This window comes from Halpernia sp. GG3 (assembly GCF_052976925.2).
This window is the reverse complement of record NZ_JBRIIR020000010.1, coordinates 30,629-51,132: the sequence shown is the minus strand read 5'-3', so window position 1 is coordinate 51,132 and position 20,504 is coordinate 30,629. Positions and strand designations below refer to the sequence as shown.

Below are 20,504 nucleotides of genomic sequence, written 5' to 3'. Positions count from 1 at the left end.
TACTTTATTCTTTTTAATGTGGTAAAAATTCGTTAAATTTGTACAAATTTAAAACAATTAGAAATGGCAATCAGAATAACTGATGAATGTATAAATTGTGGCGCCTGTGAACCAGAATGTCCTAATAATGCTATATATGAAGGTGCAGTAGATTGGAAAGCCTCTGATGGTACTGCTTTGAAAGGAAAAGTTACTTTAAGTTCGGGCGTGACTTTGGATGCAAATTCACCGCAAGAACCGGTAAGTGATGATGTTTATTTTATAGTGACTGATAAATGCACTGAATGTATGGGCTTCCATGAGGAACCGCAGTGCGCTGCAGTTTGTCCGGTAGACTGCTGTATTCCGGATGAAGATCATGTAGAATCTGAAGAAAGTTTATTAGCAAAAAAAGATTTTTTACACCTAGAGTAAAATAAAGTTTCACTTTTATTTCAAAATTAACAATCATTAAATAATCAAAATGACTAAAATTCACAATTTCAGCGCAGGTCCCTGTATTTTACCGCAAGAAGTTTTCCAAAAATCAGCGGAAGCGATTTTAAACTTTAATGGAAGCGGACTTTCTCTCCTAGAAATCTCACACAGAAGTAAAGATTTTGTAGCCGTGATGGATGAAGCCAGAGCGATTATTAAAAGACTCATGAATTTGGGTGATGATTATGAAGTACTTTATCTTCAAGGCGGTGCAAGTTTACAGTTTCTAATGGTTCCATATAATTTAATGAAACTGGAAAATGGAAAAGCAGCTTATACAGATACTGGAACTTGGGCTGCAGGCGCAATAAAAGAAGCTAAAAAATTAGGTAAAGTAGATGTTGTAGGTTCCTCTAAAGAAGAAAATTATTCCTTTATCCCGAAAGATTTTACAGTTGGCTCAGAATATGATTATTTTCATTGTACTTCAAATAACACCATTTATGGAACAGAAATGAAGACTTTCCCGAAAGTCGATACCTTGTTAGTGTGCGATATGAGTTCAGATATTTTTAGCCGCGTGATTGATTTTTCTCAATTTGATGTTATTTACGCCGGCGCTCAGAAAAATATGGGTCCTGCGGGCGCAACTTTAGTTGTTGTTAAAAAAGAAATTTTAGGAAAAAACGGTCGTGATATTCCTTCTTATTTAGATTATGGTCTTCATATTAAAAAAGAATCAATGTTTAACACGCCGCCAGTTTTTGCAGTTTACGCCTCACTTTTAACCTTACAGCATTTAGAAAAAAATGGAGGAATTGCAACTGCTGAAAAAAATAATATTGCAAAAGCAGATTTAATTTACAACGAAATTGACAGAAATCCGTTATTTACAACTTTCTGCAAAACAGAAGACCGTTCGATAATGAATGCTTGTTTTAAATTAATTGATGAGTCAAAGAAAGAAGCATTTGATGCCGCATGGAAAGCTGCAGGGATTAATGGTTTGAACGGACATAGAAGTTTAGGCGGTTACAGAGCCAGCATGTACAATGCTTTATCATTGGAAAGTGTACAGGTTTTAGTTGACGTAATGAATAATCTAAAATAATTTTAATGAAAGTTTTAGCGAATGATGGCTTTTCTGAAAGTGGAAAAAATGCACTTGAAGAAGCCGGAATTGAATTTTTAGATCAACGTGTTTCTTCAGAACATTTGGTAAATTTCATTAATGAAAATCATATAGATGTTCTTTTGGTCAGAAGCGCAACAAAAGTGCGAAAAGATTTAATAGAGTCTTGTCCACATTTAAAAATTATCGGTCGTGGTGGAATTGGAATGGACAATATTGATGTTGATTTTGCTAGAGAGAAGGGTATTAAGGTGATTAATACACCAAATGCTTCTTCAAAATCTGTTGCAGAACTCGTTTTTGGACACTTTTTCACCATGGCAAGATTTCTTCATGAGTCTAATAGATTGATGCCCCTTGAAGGTGACAGCCGATTCAATGACTTAAAAAAGGATTTTAAAAATGCTTTCGAACTTTCGGGTAAGACTTTAGGTGTAATTGGTTTTGGATCTATTGGTCAGGAAGTTATAAAAATAGGAATCGGCTTAGCAATGAATATTAAGGTTTGTACAAGGCGTCCAAAAACTGAAAATATTGAACTTAATTTTTTCGATGGACAATCCGTAAGTTTTAAAATTACATCAAGCAATAATATGGATGAATTTCTTAAAGAATGTGATTTTATTTCTATCAATACTCCGAAAACTACTGAGTATATTCTCTCAACTCCCGAGTTTGAGAAAATGAAGAACGGTGTTTTTATTACAAATACGGCGCGAGGCGGCGTTTTAGATGAAGTTGCTATGTTGGATTTTATCGAAAATAAGAAAATTGCTGGTGTTGCACTCGATGTTTTTGAAAATGAACCTACTCCGGAACTCACCTTGCTGATGAATCCTGCTCTTTCTCTGTCTCCGCACATCGCCGGAAATACTATTGATGCTCAGAATAAAATAGGTCTGGAACTCGCACAGCAGATAATTACGCTTAATAAAGATTTTTAATATATGCCAAATTTTAAACCTTTTCGTGGTATAAGACCTACAAAAGACTTTGTAGAAATTTTTCCCACACATCCACTGGATAATTTTACGCAGGAAGAAATTAATGAGAAATCTGCTGTAGACTCATCTTACATACAAATGATAAAACCATATGTTGTAAGTAAATCAAAGGATATTGATAGAAACTTGCGAAAAATACGCACTAATTATGAAGAACTTTTAGCAGACAATAAATTGGTGCAAGATGCATCGGCTTATTATTTATATTCTCAAATTTATGCCGACAAAAAAGTTTTTCGTGGATTGTTAGGATTGGTAAGTGTAGAAGAGTTTTTAGATGGAAAAATTAAAAAACACGAATCAACATTAACGGCGAAAAAAGAGAAACTGGCCCATTATCTTGAAAAGGTTAACATTCAGGCAGAGCCTGTTTTACTGACTTATAATTCTAATTCTAAGGTAGAGTTACTGATGAATTATGAAGAAAAAAATATTCCTATTTTAAATTATGTAGATGATTTAGGGACGCGTCATAAAATCTGGAAGATTGATAACCGTCTTAAAATGAAAGAATTAAAAGACGTCATTGAGCAAATTGATTCTTTTTATATTGCAGATGGCCATCATAGAATAGGTTCTGCGGCTTTAAATGCTAAAAATCAAAAAGAAAAAAATAAAAAACACAATGGTACCGAGCATTATAACTACGTTTTTAGTTATATTGTTTCAAACCAGTCAATTAAAATTAACGATTATAACAGACTTTTAAAAAATTTAAATGGACTGAGTTCCGATGAGTTTTTTAAGAAATTAGAAACCCACTTTTTAATTCATACAAAAGGTGAAAATCCTTACTACCCGTCACAGAAGTTTCATTTTAGCATGTATATTGACGGGGAGTTTTACAGCTTGCATGTGAAACATGACATAAGAAAATCGTCCGATATTAATGATTTAGACCACTATTTAATTGAAAAATATATATTTAAAGATATTTTAAATATTGAAGATCCGAAAACTACAAGTGATATTACTTATCTGAAAGGATGTTCTAATATTGATGGCATATTAAAATTAAAAAGTGAAGTAGATTCGGGTAAATTTAAAGTTGGTTTTGGTCTGTACCCGGTAAGTTTTTCAGATATGATAAAAATTTCTGATGAAAAACTAGTGATGCCACCGAAGTGTACTTATATTGAGCCGAAATTGGTAACGGCTTTGGTAATGTATGATATGAAATAGAATATTTAGTTGGGCGCCTTTACGTTTTGAATTCCAATCTTTTGGTTCGTGTGTACTGATATTTCTGGCATCTTTCGCAAGCAAAAAGGATATTCATTCAAGCCGGGACGAAATTTTCTGCTATTTTTAATTTTCAAAAACAAATTGATGGGATTTTTCCATATTTCAATAAATAAACTTTAATTTTGGAAAACATTCAAAAAACTTCCATGAAAAAACTCACTGTCTTATTTCCGCTTTTTTTAGGCGGACTATTTTTTGCCCAATCTAAAGCAGATTCTATAGAATTTAAAAATATTTCTGACCAAATATTAACGCACGGTGACGCTTATAACAATCTTCATCAACTCACAAAAGAAATCGGTCATCGTTTAAGCGGTTCTGAAGCCTACGAAAAAGCAACTAAATGGGCATATGATAAATTAAAAGAAGCTGGTGCAGATAAAGTTTGGTACCAGGATGTAATGATTCCAGTTTGGGAAAGGGGGAATGAATCGCTTCAAATAAAATCAAAAGATGGCGCTTACAAAACTGTAGATATGCTTTCGATTGGCAACACCGAAGGAACAAGTGGAAAAAATTTAGAAGGTGAAGTTATTTACGTGAAGAGTCTCGAAGATTTAGATAAAATGAGTGATGTGGATGTAAAAGACAAAATTGTTTTTTTTAATTACCCTTTTAATCAAACTTTTATTTCGACTGGTCAGGCTTATGGTGATGCGGGAAAATACAGATTTTCGGCCGCTTCAAAAGTTGCTGCAAAAGGCGGCAAAGCAATGATCATCCGTTCTCTGTCTTCTGCATTTGATGATGTTCCGCATACTGGAGCCCAATCTTACGATACAAAATATAAAAAAATTCCGGCAGTTGCGATTGGAGTGAAAAGTGCCGATGAATTAGAAAAAACTTTAAAATCACAAAAAGTTTTTGCAAAATTAAACTCAAATTGTACCATGAAAGGTGAGAAACTCAGCCATTCCGTGATTGGTGAATTAACTGGCAATAAAGACCAATCAGTAATTGCAGTTGGCGGTCATCTTGATTCTTGGGATGTTGGCGAAGGAGCAAGTGATGATGGCGCGGGTGTTGTGCAAAGTATTGAAGTTTTAAGAACATTTAAAAAATTAAATATTCCAAATAAGCATACAATTAGAGTTGTTTGTTTTGCAAATGAAGAGAACGGTGCAAAAGGCGCTGCAAAATATGCAGAAGAAGCGAAACGTAAAAATGAAAAACATATTTTCGGTTTAGAAAGTGATTCTGGTGGCTTTACACCGCGCGGTTTTGGCTTAGTAATGAGTGAAGAGAAACGAAACCAGGTAAAATCTTGGGCCCCTTTATTTTTACCTTATGGCGTCTATGATTTTTCTAAAATATATGCGGGAACAGATGTAGAACCGTTGGGACAATTGGGTACGCCAACTGGTGAACTAGCGCCAGATTCGTCTCGCTATTTTGATATTCACCATACCAAAGAAGATACTTTCGAAAAAGTCAATCGAAGAGAATTACTTCAAGGCGCAAGTGCAATGACTCAATTAATTTATCTGGTTGATAAGAACTGGTAATGCAAAAACCACCGTTTTATAAAAGTCTGGGCTATGCATTTAAAGGTTTAGTCTGGATGTTTAAAAATGAACGTAATTTCCAGCTAGAAATTATTGGTCTTTTTATAAATTTCTTTCTAATTGTTTTCTTTAAATTAAATAGAATTGACATTATATTAATACTTTTAATCTGCGGATTTGTATTGGTAGCAGAAGTTTTAAACACAGGAATTGAAAAAATATGTGATTTTGTGGAACCAAAATTTCATTCAAAAATTGGAATAATAAAAGATATTTCAGCAGGTGCTGTTTTACTTTCGAGTATTTTTGCAGTAATTATTGGTGGGCTAATTTACTGGCCTTATTTGGAGAAAATACTGGCTTCATAACTTTCTTTTGCCGCTTGATAACCAATATTAAAAATCTCTTCCAACCGATGCGCTTTTCTTTCAAAAGTGCCATAAGCCGCTAATTTTTTAGACGTAACAAACCAATCGCAATAGGCAAACTTATGAATTTCTGTTCTATGTGAGAGCAATTCATAAGCTCTTGTTGTGACAGATTTTATAGTGGAAAGATTTTCCATCGTTACGTCCTCAGGCATTGAAACGTAAACACCGATTATTTTTTCGCAATCATTTTTAATAATATCTGCGGGAAAATTATTGAGTACTCCACCATCGCTAAACATTTCATCACCAACAATATAAGGTGTTGTAATGCCTGGTATTGAACAGGAAGCAATCACAGCATCAACGATTTTAAAGTCTTTCCCGAATATTCTCTGCTCGCCAGAAATTAATTCTGTGGCAACAATTCGTAGATCTTTATCGAGATCACCTAAAATTTTATTTTCAAAAATAGGATCTAAATAATGTCTGAAAATTGCAGAAGAAACCAAACCTGGTTTATTAATCGCAAAATGCCGCCAATTAAAAAAATAAACAGATTTAAAAAAATCTAATATTTCATCGGGAGATTTTCCTGCAGCATAAAGGCTTCCAACAATTGCACCAGCACTGCAACAAGCCAGAATTTGAGGTTCAATTCTTTTTTCTGTCAAAAATTTTAAAACACCTGCATGAAATAAACCTTTTGTTCCTCCACCGGACAACACTAATCCTAATTTTTCCAATTTGTTAAGCTACATGTACGCCAAACAGATATCCCGTAATCGCAGAAGCAATCATAGCCAATGTTCCCCAAATCACAATTCTTACTATTGCATTCAATATATGAGAACCACCACCTCTTGCCGATAAATAACCTAAAATCACTAAAAATAATAAGGCAAAACCATATTGGTAATACATCATATGATTAAGTGGTAGAAAAACGCTGACCAGAAGCGGTAAAATACCACCAACAGTGAAAGAAGCGCCACTTGCGAAAGCTGCTTGAAAAGGTTGCGCTTTCATTATCTCATTGATGCCAAGTTCATCTCTTGCGTGCGCCCCTAAAGCGTCATGATCGTGTAACTGCTGTGCCACTTGCACAGATAATTCTACGGTAAGACCACGTTTTTGATAAATTTTTGCTAACTCATACATTTCATGTTCCGGAGTTTCTTCTAATTCCTTGGCTTCTCGTTTTAAATCTGCAGTTTCAATATCTTCCTGAGAACTTACAGATACGAATTCACCCGCAGCCATAGCAAAAACACCAGCAACTAAACCTGCTAATGATGCTAAAATAAGAACTTCTCTACTTGAACTTGCCGCCGCCACTCCAACCGCAATACTTGCAACTGATAAAATACCATCATTAGCGCCTAATACGGCTGCTCTAATCCAATTACTTCTGTTGATAAAATGATCCTCGGATTCCATCTCTTCTCTCATGGATAAATTCTTATTATATTTAATGTGATAGTATTTAAAAAATCATGGCGATTTAAATATGAATTACTTCGCCATAAGCAGCAGCAACTGCTTCAGTAATTGCTTCCGATAATGTTGGATGCGGATGAATTGCTTTTAAAAGCGAATGTCCCGTTGTTTCCAGTTTTCTTGCAACAACAGCCTCTGCAATCATTTCCGTAACACCAGTTCCAATCATATGGCAACCTAAAAATTCGCCATATTTTGCATCAAAAATTACCTTAATAAATCCGTCATTATCGCCATTTGCAGTAGCTTTTCCATTTGCTGAAAAAGGAAATTTTCCAATTTTTAATTCGTATCCTTTTTCTTTTGCCTGCTTTTCAGTCATACCAACGCTTGCAACTTCTGGATGACAGTAAGTACAACCTGGGATATTGCCATAATCGAGCGCTTCAACGTGCAAACCTTTTATTTTTTCAATACAAGTAATGCCTTCTGCACTTGCAACATGTGCTAAAGCCTGCGTAGGAAGCAAATCACCGATCGCATAATAACCCGGAACTGAAGTTTCATACCATTCATTAACCAATATTTTTCCTTTTTCAGTTTTGATGCCGACCTCTTCAAAACCTTGCCCTTCTAAATTTGAAGCGATTCCAACTGCTGAAAGTAAAATGTCAGCTTCTAAGGTAATATTTCCTTTTTCGGTTTTTACATTAGCCTTTACACCATTTCCAGAAGTATCTACTGATTCTACAGAAGAATTCAGCATTATGGTTATTCCAGATTTTTTTAAAGATTTTTCTAAATGTTTTGAAATTTCTTCATCTTCAACAGGAACAACATTTGGCATAAATTCTACAATCGTCACTTTAGTTCCCATTGTATTATAGAAATCTGCAAATTCAACGCCGATTGCTCCGGAACCAACTACAATCATAGATTTTGGCTGTTTGTCAAGCGTCATTGCTTTTCTGTAACCGATCACTTTTATACCATCTTGTGGAATATTTGGTAATTCGCGGGATCTTGCGCCAGTTGCTAAAATAATATTTGTTGCAGAATATTCGGAAGTTTTCCCATCTGCGTCAGTTACGTTCACTTTTTTTCCTTTCGCGATTTTCGCCGATCCAAAAATAACATCAATTTTATTTTTTTTCATTAAAAATTCAATGCCTTTGCTCATTTTATTAGCAACTCCTCTACTTCTTTTGATAACATTTGGAAATTCAAAAGTAGATTCAGATTTATTTAAACCGAATTCTTCCGCATGATTGATATAATGAAAAACCTGTGCAGATTTCAAAAGCGCTTTTGTTGGAATACAACCCCAATTAAGGCAAATTCCGCCTAAATTTTCACGTTCAATAATGGCAGTTTTAAAACCAAGTTGTGCAGCTCTGATAGCTGCAACGTATCCGCCGGGACCGCTTCCAATAACAATAATATCGTAATTCATGTGTCTTAAAAATTTTAGGCAAATTTAGTCAAAAATTATGATTTTAAATTAATGTTTTCAGCGCATTTTCGAAGTTTCGACTTATTTTTCTTTGACTTCCATAAATTTCATTTCCGTTTCTTCAAACTACGCTCATAATGACAATTAAATTTATTAAACTTTCAATAATTTTTGAAAATATATTTAAACGAATAAAAAAGCCTTCCAAAATGAAATTTGGAAGGCTTTGTGATATCAACATTTAAATTTAATAAATCTTCGGAAATTTCTTAGGATTTACTTCACTGAAAACTTTGTAAACAGCTTCTACCATATCATCAACAGAAGGTTTACTAAAATAATCGCCATCAGTTCCATATGCTGGTCTGTGATTCTTTGCCGTTAAAGTAACTGGTTCAGAATCCAAATATCTAAAAGCTTTTTGCACTTCTAAAATTTGCTGTAAGATAAAGGCAGATGCCCCACCTTCCACATCTTCATCAATAATTACCAAGCGATTTGTTTTCTGCACACTTTTTTTAATTTCGTGTTGTAAATCAAAAGGAATTAATGATTGAATGTCAATTACTTCTGCATATATCCCTAATTTTTCCAATTGTACAGCGGCCTCCATAACCAATCGCCAAGTGGAACCATAAGAAATTAGCGTTATATCTTTTCCTTCTTTAGTAATTTCAATTTGACCTACAGGAATTGTAAATTCACCAATGTTATCTGGTTGTTTTTCTTTTAATCTATAACCATTTAAAGGTTCAATAATAATGCAAGGTTCATCACTTTGCAACATCGTATTATAAAATCCCGCCGCTTTAGTTAAATTTCTCGGTGTTAAAACTAGAATCCCTTTGCAGAGATTTAAAATTCCTGCCATCGGCGAGCCAGAGTGCCAAATCCCTTCTAATCGATGACCGCGCGTTCTTATAATTACTGGTGCTTTTTGACCACCTCTTGTTCTATATTGAACGGTTGCTAAATCGTCACTGATGCCTTGCAAGCAATATAATACGTAGTCCAAATATTGTATTTCCGCGATTGGCCGCAAACCTCTCATTGCCAGACCAATTCCCTGTCCAAGAATTGTGGCTTCTCGTATTCCGGTATCTGCAATTCTGATGTCACCATATTTTTCTTGTAAACCCTCCAAACCTTGGTTCACATCTCCAATATTTCCAGTGTCTTCTCCAAAAACCAAAGCTTCCGGATATTTTTCAAATATCTTATCGAAATTATTTCTTACAACTACTCTACCGTCAACAGATTCCGAAGCATCAGAATAAATGGGCAAAACTTCTTTTACATTTGTAGCTTTCCATTCAGATTGTGAGTAGAGATGGGAAGAATAATTTTGACTTTCACTTGCAAAAATTTGGATATATTTATTGAGTAATTGTGTTCGATTTTGACCAATATTATTTCTGGTAACTAGCAAGGTTTGGCGCACCAAATGAAAAATATCTTTCTTAGCTTTCCCAATTTTTTTATCAAAATTTTGAACTAAATCTTCTACTTCCTTGTTATCTGAGGATAAATTTTTGACCAATGAAAATACTTCATTTTGCAGATCTGAGATAGTTTTCTGATAACTTTCCCAAGCTTTTTTTTGACCTTCTTTTACAAATTTTTTCGCCTCTTCGTGTATCAGACTTAGTTCTTCCGTAGTAGAGAGTAACTCTTCTTTTTCTTCTATTTCAATTGTATAATTTAAGATCCATTCTTTAAATTTATTTAAACAGTCAAATTCCTGTTCCCAACTTAATCGTTCTTCATTTTTATATCGTTCATGTGAACCTGATGTAGAGTGCCCTTGGGGTTGTGTTACTTCAATAACGTGAACTACAACTGGCACAGATTCCGTTCTTGCGAAATGTTCCGCTTTTGCGTAGGCTTCTAATAGTTGAGGATAATTCCAGGCTTTCACTTGAATAATTTCGCAACCTTGTTTTTCTCCCTCTTTTCTTTGAAAACCAGCAAGCATTTCAGAAATATCAGGTTTTCCTCTTTGTTGCTCTGTAGGAACGGAAATTCCATATCCGTCATCCCAAATTGAAATTACCATTGGAACTTGCAACGCACAGGCTGCATTTAAAGTTTCAAAAAATAATCCTTCTGCAGTTGAGGCATCACCTATAGTTCCAAACGCGATTTCTTGGCCATCTTTAGAGAATTTTTGTGAACCTTCAAATTGTATATTTTTATAAATTTTTGAAGCTAGTGCCAAACCTAAAAGTCTTGGCATTTGCCCTGCTGTAGGCGAAATATCAGCTGAGCTATTTTTTTGCTGCATTAAATTTTTCCAGGTGCCATCTTCATTTAAACTTCTGGTACCATAATGTCCATTCATTTGTCTTCCGGCCGAGGCAGGTTCTCTATCAATATTGGTGTCTGCATAGAGTTGTGCAAAAAAACTTTCAACAGAAACAGCATTAATGGCGAGCGCAAATGTCTGGTCACGGTAATAACCGGAACGAAAATCTCCATTCCGAAAGACTTTTGCCATTGCTAATTGAGGTAATTCTTTTCCATCGCCGAAAATTCCAAATTTTGCTTTACCCGTTAGGACTTCTCTTCTGCCTAGATAAGACATTTCGCGGGAAATTCTGCCTAGTTTATAATCTTCTAATATGTTTTTTTTAAAATCTTGAAAAGAGATTTGCTGAGTTTCTATAAAAGTGTTTTGCATATTACTGGAGGTTTTCACAAAGATAATTAATTAGTAAAGAATAATAAAATATTAATTTTAGCAGATATTTATATTTATAAATTTTTATTATTGCATCTCAATTTTTTAATTTGTGTAACTAATATAATAATGAACGAAAAATCCCCTGATATCCTAAATGCATCATCCAATTTATTAGGATTTTGCTTATTAATAATCACTTCTTTAAAAATAACTAATTCTGATAGAAGAACTTATTTAGATGAGTTTGCGGGTATCGCTGCTTTATTTTTTACTATAAGCTTTATAATTTTCGTTTTTAGCAATTAGAAGTCAGAAAGCACGGTTTAAAATCATTTATGAAACGATTGCAGATTTTTTATTTATAGGAGCATCGATTTGTATTTTCTTCTCCGTTGCAATGTTGTTCTTAAAACTTTTCCCATAGATAATCAAACTTTTCAACATTTTTGAATTATTAAAAAAAATCTCCCTTACAGCGAAGTAAAGAAGATCAACACAAATGATGAAAAAAAAATTTTATTGGTTTTGGGGGTTAATTTAGTTTTAAGTTTAAATCAAAATTTGTAAAAAAATCTCTCCTGCAATTGTTGACAGGAGAGATCAACACAAATGATGAAAAAAAAATTTATTGGTTTTGGGGGTTAATTTAGTTCTAAGTTTGAATCAAAAATTTGTAAAAAATCGCTCCTGCAATTGTTGACAGGAGAGATCAACACAAATGATGAAAAAAATATCTTTCTTATTCTTTAGGTGGTTTTGCGGGATCAACTAGAGAATTATCCTTATGATCAAATTTTACATAATCGGTAAATTTCACTTTTTGTGTTGCTTCCGATTTTAAATTTATTTTTTTTTCTGAAGATTTTTCATCTTGCTGGCGAAAAGAAACTAATGTTAATGAAGCTACACCGATACTTAAGTAAATAATCTTTCTCATAATTCTAATTTTTAATAGTTGGTACAAATGCTAAAATTCTATACATTAACAGGGTTTTTCAAAATCTATTTAAAAAACCTCTCCAATAACTGTTGACTGGAGAGATCAACACAAATGATGAAAAAAATATTTTATATAAAAAACTATATTTTATAAATAATTAATCTCTTGGTGGTTTTGCAGGATCACCTTGATCTGCTAAGGAAGAATCAAAATTTTCATATGCTACCGAAGAATTAGTATCTGTTGATGATGTTTTTGAAAACTCTGTTTTTTGAACATTATTTAATTGAGCCATCTCATCTTGCTCTCTGCAAGAGAATAATGATAGAGAAACTAATACGATGCTTAAGAAGATAAATTTTTTCATGATTGAATATTTAAAATGTTATGTTGTATTCTTTACTGATAACTCAAAACTATAACCTTTTAAAATCACTACCAAATCTTCAAAAACTTAGAACCCGTTTATCATAAATAATGAGTGGCAAAACAAAAATATTAAGTGTTGTTTTTTAAAAAAAAGCATTAATTTTGCAAATCAATTAGACAAAAACATAAAAACACAAATGTTAACTAGCTTATTATTAACATTTTATGATTAAAATCAAAATATTACTTTTTTTATTAATATTTTTTAACATTTTTCAAAGTTTATCTGCTCAAAAAAGTGCATTAACAAACTTATCTTATAAACAAATTGAACTAAAAATAGATTTGTTACATTCAGATTCTGCAAAAATGTGGAATATGATAAATCTCTACATCCTAAAATCAAAAAAAGAAGATAATTACGAAACATTGATATACGCCTATCGCTATTCAACAACTTATTCTAAATACCCTAAAAATATTTTCTTTGCGGACAGCGCTTTAGACGTAGCAAATAAAAGTGGAAAAGCAAGTTTTTTAAGTAGTGCATACATCAATAGAGGTAAAACTTGGTTAGATGAGAAAAAGTATGAAAAATCACTAAATGATTTGCTTGAAGCCATAAAGTATTCTAATAAAACAGGTGATGATTACACAACTTTTAAAACGAGATACTACATAGCTCAAAACAAAATATTTCTTGGTCTGTATGACGAAGCGCAAATTGAATTACGACAATGCATTATTTATTTTAAAAATAATCTAAAACAAAAAAGTCTTGGGAAAGATTATGAAATGTATTATTTGTACTCATTAATGAGCTTTATAGATAATAACGCGAAACTTTATCACCAAAAAGAAAACAAGGTTTTACTGGCCGAAGCATTTGATTATGTTAATAAAAATAATCTTCCACAATATTTACCCTATTTTATAACTTCAGAAGGAATGGATGCCTATTTTGAAAAGAATTATAAAATTTCAATTTCAAAATTAAAACAGTCATTATCTTTATTTAAGGATAATCATTTTCATTATACAGAAAATTTTTACATCGGGATGTCTTATTGGCAAGAAGGAAATAAAGATGAAGCTGTAAAATACTTTAAATTTATAGATGAACAATACTCAAAAAACGGGAAATTAGATCCGCATTTTCGACCTACCTACGAATACTTAATAAAATATTATCAAGACTTAGATCGTAAAGATTTGCAATTGCAGTATGTAGACAAACTAATGAATCTCGATCGAAACTATGAGAAAAATTATAAATATCTCTATACAACGATAAATAAAGAATATGATACTAAAAAACTCCAGCAGGAAAAAAATAAACTAGAAAACTCATTGCAAACGCAGCGTCTCTACTATTTTATTTTTATCCTTTTGGTTATTATCGCAGCAGGATTTTTCATCTTTCGATTTTTAAAACTTCAAAAAAAATACCGGCAGCAATTCGAAAATATAATTCATTCTGATCAACACGAAGACAGAATTGATTTCAATTTAAAGCAAATAATTAATCCGGAAATTTCTGAAAATGAAGAAGTTTATTACGATAATATTCCAGGAATTAATCCTCAGATCGTAGAGTTGATCGTAACACAATTAGAAAATTTGGAAAAGAATAAACTTTTTCTAGATCCACAAATTTCGCAAAAATCTTTAAGTGAATCTTTTGGAACAAATTCCAGTTATTTATCTAAAATCATTAACATTTATAAGGATAAAAATTTTAATCACTATATTAATGATCTTAGAGTTGATCATATTGTAATGTTACTGAAGACCAAACGTAAATATTTAAATAAAGACATCAAAGAACTGGCTACAATTTCTGGTTTCAACAGTGCCGACAGTTTCAGTAAAAATTTCCAAAGAAAATTTCAAATGAAGCCAAGTCAATTTGTGAAATTAATGAAGGAAGAATTTAAAACTTCCGTTCGATAACGTAATCAAGCATTAAGTTTAAAGAGTGTTTTGCTTCACTTTCAGGAAAATCATTCAGAATTGTTTTTGCTTGACCATAATAATTTTTCATTACAGAAAGCGCATAATCTAAACCACCGGATTTTTTTACAAAATCGATTAATTCTTTGACGCGTTTTTTATCGTCTTTATATCTCTTAATAGTTTGAAAATGGTATTTCCTCTCTTTTTCAGAAGCATTTTTTAAACTGAAAATTAATGGTAAAGTCATTTTCTGTTCCTTTATATCAATACCAACTGGTTTACCTATGGCATTTTCGCTTAAGTAATCAAATAAATCATCTTTAATTTGGAATGCCATTCCGGTTAATGTACCGAAATTTTGCATTTTTTTGGCTAAATCTTCATTTACATTATTTGATAGTACGCCAACTTCACAACATGCTGCAATTAATGTTGCGGTCTTTTGGCGAATGATTTCATAGTAGACGTCTTCAGTAATATCAAGGGTTCTTGCTTTTTCTAACTGAAGAAGTTCACCTTCCGACATCTCTCTGATAGTTCTGGCGATGACGGCAAGTAAATCATAATCTTTAAAATCAGTAGAAAGTAAAACAGATTTTGAGAGCAAAAAATCACCAACTAAGACGGCAATTTTATTTTTCCAAAGCGCATTAATTGAGAAAAAATTACGGCGTTTAAAACTTTCATCAACTACATCATCATGAACTAATGTTGCAGTATGAATTAATTCAATCATAGAAGCGCCACGGAACGTTTTTTCATTGACTTCACCAACTAACTTTGCGCATAAAAAGACAAACATCGGTCGCATTTGTTTTCCTTTTGTAGTCACAATAAAACGCGTTACTTTATCTAAAAGAGGCACTTTTGTGTTCATAGATTCATAAAACTTTTGCTCGAAAAGTTTCATTTCTTCTACAATTGGTTTTTTAATTTCCTCTACAATATGCGCCACAGAAATAAAAATTATTTTTTTTGATAAGCAAATATAAACTATTTTTTGTGTAAAAGTATTTTGAGCGAGGTTTTCAAAACCTAATTAAAATCAGAAAATGGAATGAAAAATAATTTTCCTTTCTTAATTCCCAAAGGCGAATGAAAATATTCGCCAGAAAGGTAAATTCCGTTTTCATCGACTGCAATTCCTTCAATTTGACCTAACGAGAACGCGCTTCCTAAATAGTATTTTCTAGGGATTTTAGAGAAAAAGTAGTTGGTGGTGGATTTGCCAAAGACTTCCAGATAAACCCTCGCTGTTTTTGTATAGCCAACCAAATATAATTTTTCTTTAAAAAAAGTAGCGTCAGTTACCATAAAGTCTGTCTTAAAAGTTTCCATTTTTTCGGCAGCTTGGCTTTTGTTAATATTTGGATCAATTATATAATGCGTTGTGGCTTTCGCGATCCATTCTTTTGTGAAAATGTGAATTTTTCCATTTAAATAGATCATCGCTTCTCCATCGAAATTATTATTTAAATTTTTTGGAGTAAATTCATTTTGTTGCGGATAGTAAAATGAAATAGTTTGTACAGAATCCAATTTTAAGGACTTTTTAAAAGGAATTTTATATATTTTTAAATCTTTTCTTATTCCTAGATTATTACCAAAATCTCCTATGTAAAAATTATCACCATCATTGGTGAGAGATTCCCAATCTTCGTTCTGCAGTTTCGTTTCTAGTTTCTTTTGGATTTTACCATTTTTTGGATTTATCTGAAAAAGTTCGGAAGTATTGCCGCTATCATTAAATGTGTAAAGTTTATCATGAAAAAAATTAAGTCCGGAACTTTCCTTCAAACTATCATTTAAAATAGCAACTGCATATTTTTTAATTTTAAAAGTCTCAGTCTTTTGCGCAAAAGTAAACTGACAGATAAAAATCATGATTAATAAAAAGTAATTTTTCATTTAAAAGTGAACTGTTTTAAACTTTAATTAATTGTAATACCTGCAGCCCGGCCTGAGTGGAACTCTTTTTGTGAGCAGGAACGCCGAACAAAAAAGTGGGAACGGAGGACGGAAATGTCTGCCCAAATAAATATAAAATTATTGATTATTCAATTTCAATTTTTTCTTGGCTAAATAATCTTTTTGATACTGGCGAACCGTTTTGCCGGTTCCATCATGTTTCCAGCCGGGCGAGTTAAAAATATAGTTGATTTTATCCGTTAATCTCAGGTTGGGTTGCTTAATGTCTACCCAAATCTTCCGCCATTCATAAGCGAAAACGGTAAGCGGTTTATCATCTGGCATTTTTGGATAAATTCCATATTTTACGGGAACTAAATCATCCTCGTTTTCAAAAGTACCAAAAATTTTATCCCAAAAAACAAGAACCATTCCCATATTTCTATCCAAATACTTTATGTTGCAAGCATGATGAACACGGTGATGCGAAGGCGTGATCAAAATATGTTCTAAAAAACCCATTTTTTTTACTGTTTGTGTGTGAACCCAAGTTCCATAAACCTGACCAACAGCGTAAACCACCATAATATGCCACGGATTGAAACCTAGAAAAGCAAGTGGTGCGAAATATAAATATCGATAAAGCGGTTCCAAAACAGAACTTCTAAAACCAGTTGTAAAATTAAAAAATTCCGAATTGTGGTGCGTGATATGAATCGCCCAAAAAGCTCGTGAATGGTGATCAACATAATGCAAAATGTAATAGGCCAAATCTGTCACCACAAAACAAATAATCCAATAATACCAAGTAAATTCCCAAGTGAAAAGTCGGTATGAATAAAAGAAAAACATGACGCCCATCGCAACCACCTTCATGGCAAGATCCAGACTGAAATTTCCTAACGCCAAAAAAATATTTTGGACTAAATCTTTACCACTGTATAATTTACTTTCAGAATAATGACTGTAAATCATTTCGGATAAAATCACCGTGGCGTGAAGCGGAATTGCCCACGTATAAATATTTTGAAGCCCATCTTCGCCGATGAAAAAACTCATTACAAATTATATTTTTGCAAATTTAGGCTTTTAAACTTTGCGTTTTAATAATAATATTTTGATTTTAGTAAAATCATATACTAAACCACTGATTAAAATTAAAGTTCCTAACAAAAGTGATCTGATTCCAAAATAATCAAATAAAATTCCGCCCATTAAACCGCCGCTAAAAAACATAGTAATGATTGTTAATCTTAGATTAATAGACTTGTGAAGTTTATTTTTTTGTACTCGGTTTTTGTAGAAGAACAACTGAGAAAGTTCAATTCCCAGATCTGTAAAAAGCCCTGTCAAATGCGTTGTACGAACGACTGATTTTGAAATACTTGTAACCAAAGAATTTTGCATTCCCATTGCGAAAAGTAAACAGCAAACAATTATATCCGGACTTTTTTGTATTAAATAATTACCTGTTAAAGCAATTACTAGAAGAATTGCAGCTTCAAAAATGACAGGTAATAAAAAAGTTTGATTTTCATGATTTCTGGAAGAATATTCTACCGTAAAGTTTGCAACGAAAGAACCCAAGAGAAAAGCAATTAAAAAAAATGCAATATGAAAAGCATTTACAAAATGTAGTTTAAAAACTTCATCAATTAGAAAAGCAAAATGGCCCGTAACATTAGTTGTGAGTTTCTGAACCGAAAAAAAACCGACCACATTTACTAATCCTGCTACAAATGAAAGTAAAGACGCAATCTGAAGATTATGTTTTGGCGTTCTTGTTTTTCCTTTGTGCGAAAACATTATTCTGCCGCTTTATTGGCAAGTTGTCCACAAGCAGCATCAATATCGCCGCCTCTGCTCCGGCGAATCATTACTGTAATTCCGTTTTTTTCTAACTGACGAACGTAATTATCTTCTGCCGATTTATTGCATTGATCATATTTTCCATCCCCGATTGGATTATATTGAATAAGATTTACTTTGCTGGGAATTTGTTTGCAAAATTTAATTAAAGCTTTAATATCTTCATCGCCGTCATTTATATTTTTCCAGACACAATATTCAAAAGTGACGATATTGCCAGTTTTTTGATACCAATATTTCAAAGACTCTAAAATATCTGTTAAAGGAAATTTGTCTGAGAAAGGCATTATTTCATTTCGTTTTTTCTCAATAGCTGAATGCAGTGAAAGTGCTAATTTTACTTTAATATTTTCATCCGCGAGCATTTTTATCATCTTTGGAATTCCGGAAGTTGAAACAGTAATTCTTCTAGCCGACATTCCCATACCATCTGGTTCCGTGATTTTTTTAATCGCTTCTACGACATTTTTATAGTTCATCATCGGTTCGCCCATTCCCATAAACACAATGTTTGAGAGTGGTCTGTCGAAATACATTTTGCTCTGCTGATCTATTAAAGCGACTTGATCTACAATCTCTGCAACATCCAAATTCCGCATTCTTTTTAGACGCGCAGTTGCACAAAATTCACAATTTAAAGAGCAACCCACTTGCGAAGATACACAGGCAGTCGTGCGCGTTTCAGTAGGAATTAAAACCGATTCCACCAAAAGTCCGTCATGTAGTTTTACTCCATTTTTTATGGTTCCATCAGAACTTCTCTGCAATTGATCAACAGAAATTGGTTTTATTTCAAAATCTTTAGAAATCTTGTCTCTTAAATCTTTGGAAAGATTGGTCATTTCTTCAATTGAATGAAGATTTTTTGACCACAACCAATCGTAGACCTGTTTTGCACGAAATGTCTTATCTCCCAAGCTTAAAAAATAATCTTGAAGTTCAGTAAGTGATAAAGTTCTGAGGTCGCGCAAAAATTAGATTTATAAAAGTTAGGTATATGTTTAAATCAAAAATTTTAGATTAATAACTTTAACAGAAATTAATCTAAAATTTAAAATTAATTACAGAATAAGCATTGCATCTCCATAAGAGAAAAACTTATAATCGTTTTTCACAGCTTCTTCATAAGCTTGCATTAAAAAATCTTTTCCGGCAAATGCAGCGATCATCATCATTAATGTAGATTTCGGCATATGGAAGTTGGTAATCATTGCAGTTGCAACGCCAAAATCGTGCGGTGGAAAAATAAATTTATTAGTCCAGCCATTATAAGGTCCAATTTTTTTGTTGGAAGAAACAGACGTTTCAATCGCGCGCATGGTTGTAGTTCCTACAGCGCAGATTTGACGACCTTCTTCAACAGCTAAATTTATTTTATCTGCATTTTCTTGGTCAATAATCGCTTCTTCAGATTCCATTTTATGTTTAGAAAGATCTTCAACTTCGATGGGATTAAAAGTTCCCAAACCAATGTGCAAAGTCACTTCCGCAAAATCAACACCTTTAATTTCTAATCTTTTCATTAAATGTTTAGAAAAGTGCATTCCGGCTGTCGGTGCTGCAACAGCGCCTTCATTTTTTGCATAAATAGTTTGGTAACGCTCTGCATCTTCTGGTTCCACTTCTCTTTTAATGTATTTTGGAAGCGGGGTTTCACCTAATTCTTTTAACTTTGCACGAAATTCTTCGTAAGAACCGTCGTATAAAAATCTCAAAGTTCTCCCGCGAGAAGTTGTATTATCAATTACTTCTGCTACTAAACTTTCGTCTTCGTTAAAAAATAATTTATTTCCAATTCTAATTTTTCTTGCTGGATCTACTAAAACGTCCCAAACTCTGGTTTCTTTATCTAATTCTCTCAATAAAAAAACTTCGATTTTCGCCCCTGTTTTTTCTTTATTGCCGTAAAGGCGGGCAGGAAAAACTTTGGTATTATTAAAAATAAACAAATCTTTCTCATCAAAATAGTCAATAACGTCCTTAAAGAGTTTATGCTCAATTTTCCCAGTTTTGCGGTGTAGAACCATTAATTTGGATTCATCGCGATTTGGGGAAGGATGTTCAGCCAACAGATGTTCTGGCAAATCAAAATAGAAGTCTGAAGTTTTTAATTTCGACATAGTTTAGTTTAAAAATTTTAGCGAAACAGTATTTCCGTTTCGGGGTGCAAATATACGATATTGAAAAGGCCTTTGTCAAGTGTTTTGCCAAATAA

General features: G+C 32.8%; 19 protein-coding genes. 7 read left to right on the top strand and 12 right to left on the bottom strand.

Going from position 1 to position 20,504, the window contains the following annotated elements; genetic code table 11:
• Nucleotides 1–63 precede the first annotated feature (63 nt).
• From ACVBED_RS04655 to ACVBED_RS04630, 6 genes are all read left to right on the top strand, one after another.
• A complete protein-coding gene (locus ACVBED_RS04655) occupies nt 64–414 on the top strand; it encodes a 4Fe-4S dicluster domain-containing protein (protein ID WP_447118924.1) in 351 nt (116 codons plus the stop codon).
• A 49-nt stretch (nt 415–463) separates the two neighbouring features.
• Entirely contained in the window at nt 464–1,528 is a 1,065-nt protein-coding gene (gene serC / locus ACVBED_RS04650) for a 3-phosphoserine/phosphohydroxythreonine transaminase (protein ID WP_473094572.1), read from the top strand.
• Between the two features lie 5 nt (nt 1,529–1,533).
• Nucleotides 1,534–2,493 (top strand): D-2-hydroxyacid dehydrogenase, encoded by a 960-nt coding sequence (locus ACVBED_RS04645; RefSeq protein ID WP_447118922.1) that lies wholly within the window; start codon nt 1,534–1,536, stop codon nt 2,491–2,493.
• Nucleotides 2,494–2,496: 3 nt separating this feature from the next.
• Nucleotides 2,497–3,735: a DUF1015 domain-containing protein gene (locus ACVBED_RS04640; RefSeq protein WP_447118920.1), complete on the top strand. Its 1,239-nt coding sequence runs from the start codon at nt 2,497–2,499 to the stop codon at nt 3,733–3,735.
• Between the two features lie 209 nt (nt 3,736–3,944).
• Nucleotides 3,945–5,303, top strand: coding sequence for a M20/M25/M40 family metallo-hydrolase (locus ACVBED_RS04635; protein WP_447118918.1), 1,359 nt, complete (start codon nt 3,945–3,947; stop codon nt 5,301–5,303).
• Complete coding sequence (locus ACVBED_RS04630; protein ID WP_447118916.1) at nt 5,303–5,671, top strand: diacylglycerol kinase; 369 nt, start codon at nt 5,303–5,305, stop codon at nt 5,669–5,671. The genes ACVBED_RS04635 and ACVBED_RS04630 overlap by 1 nt, the downstream gene beginning before the upstream one ends.
• On the opposite strand, the gene ACVBED_RS04625 is transcribed toward ACVBED_RS04630, so the two are convergent.
• From ACVBED_RS04625 to ACVBED_RS04600, 6 genes are all read right to left on the bottom strand, one after another.
• Nucleotides 5,644–6,417 carry a patatin-like phospholipase family protein gene (locus tag ACVBED_RS04625; RefSeq protein ID WP_447118914.1) on the bottom strand — a complete coding sequence of 258 codons (774 nt, stop codon included), beginning with the start codon at nt 6,415–6,417 and terminating at the stop codon, nt 5,644–5,646. The two genes, ACVBED_RS04630 and ACVBED_RS04625, sit on opposite strands and share 28 nt — an antisense overlap.
• A gap of 4 nt (nt 6,418–6,421) precedes the next feature.
• Nucleotides 6,422–7,123, bottom strand: a complete 702-nt coding sequence (locus ACVBED_RS04620) for a VIT1/CCC1 transporter family protein (protein WP_447118912.1) — start codon at nt 7,121–7,123, stop codon at nt 6,422–6,424.
• A gap of 52 nt (nt 7,124–7,175) precedes the next feature.
• A complete protein-coding gene (gene lpdA / locus ACVBED_RS04615; RefSeq protein ID WP_447118910.1) occupies nt 7,176–8,564 on the bottom strand; it encodes a dihydrolipoyl dehydrogenase in 1,389 nt (462 codons plus the stop codon).
• Between the two features lie 247 nt (nt 8,565–8,811).
• A complete protein-coding gene (locus tag ACVBED_RS04610) occupies nt 8,812–11,244 on the bottom strand; it encodes an alpha-ketoacid dehydrogenase subunit alpha/beta (RefSeq protein ID WP_473094571.1) in 2,433 nt (810 codons plus the stop codon).
• A 742-nt stretch (nt 11,245–11,986) separates the two neighbouring features.
• Entirely contained in the window at nt 11,987–12,184 is a 198-nt protein-coding gene (locus ACVBED_RS04605) for a hypothetical protein (RefSeq protein ID WP_447118908.1), read from the bottom strand.
• A 160-nt stretch (nt 12,185–12,344) separates the two neighbouring features.
• Nucleotides 12,345–12,554: a hypothetical protein gene (locus ACVBED_RS04600; protein ID WP_473094570.1), complete on the bottom strand. Its 210-nt coding sequence runs from the start codon at nt 12,552–12,554 to the stop codon at nt 12,345–12,347.
• A gap of 380 nt (nt 12,555–12,934) precedes the next feature.
• On the opposite strand from ACVBED_RS04600, the gene ACVBED_RS04595 reads away from it, so the two are divergent.
• Nucleotides 12,935–14,509 (top strand): helix-turn-helix domain-containing protein, encoded by a 1,575-nt coding sequence (locus ACVBED_RS04595; RefSeq protein WP_473094569.1) that lies wholly within the window; start codon nt 12,935–12,937, stop codon nt 14,507–14,509.
• On the opposite strand, the gene ACVBED_RS04590 is transcribed toward ACVBED_RS04595, so the two are convergent.
• The 6 genes from ACVBED_RS04590 to queA all read right to left on the bottom strand — a co-directional run bounded on the left by ACVBED_RS04590 (nt 14,490) and on the right by queA (nt 20,409).
• Complete coding sequence (locus ACVBED_RS04590) at nt 14,490–15,467, bottom strand: polyprenyl synthetase family protein (RefSeq protein WP_447118903.1); 978 nt, start codon at nt 15,465–15,467, stop codon at nt 14,490–14,492. The genes ACVBED_RS04595 and ACVBED_RS04590 overlap by 20 nt on opposite strands.
• 80 nt (nt 15,468–15,547) lie before the next feature.
• Nucleotides 15,548–16,420, bottom strand: coding sequence for a hypothetical protein (locus ACVBED_RS04585; protein ID WP_473094568.1), 873 nt, complete (start codon nt 16,418–16,420; stop codon nt 15,548–15,550).
• 138 nt (nt 16,421–16,558) lie between these two features.
• Nucleotides 16,559–17,479, bottom strand: coding sequence for a sterol desaturase family protein (locus ACVBED_RS04580; RefSeq protein WP_447118897.1), 921 nt, complete (start codon nt 17,477–17,479; stop codon nt 16,559–16,561).
• 30 nt (nt 17,480–17,509) lie between these two features.
• Nucleotides 17,510–18,226 (bottom strand): YoaK family protein, encoded by a 717-nt coding sequence (locus ACVBED_RS04575; protein WP_447118895.1) that lies wholly within the window; start codon nt 18,224–18,226, stop codon nt 17,510–17,512.
• The gene (gene rlmN, locus ACVBED_RS04570; protein ID WP_447118893.1) at nt 18,226–19,260 is read right to left on the bottom strand and encodes a dual-specificity RNA methyltransferase RlmN; all 1,035 of its coding nucleotides are present in this window, start codon (nt 19,258–19,260) and stop codon (nt 18,226–18,228) included. Before rlmN ends, ACVBED_RS04575 begins: the two co-directional genes overlap by 1 nt.
• A gap of 90 nt (nt 19,261–19,350) precedes the next feature.
• Nucleotides 19,351–20,409 carry a tRNA preQ1(34) S-adenosylmethionine ribosyltransferase-isomerase QueA gene (gene queA / locus ACVBED_RS04565; protein ID WP_473094567.1) on the bottom strand — a complete coding sequence of 353 codons (1,059 nt, stop codon included), beginning with the start codon at nt 20,407–20,409 and terminating at the stop codon, nt 19,351–19,353.
• Nucleotides 20,410–20,504: the final 95 nt, after the last annotated feature.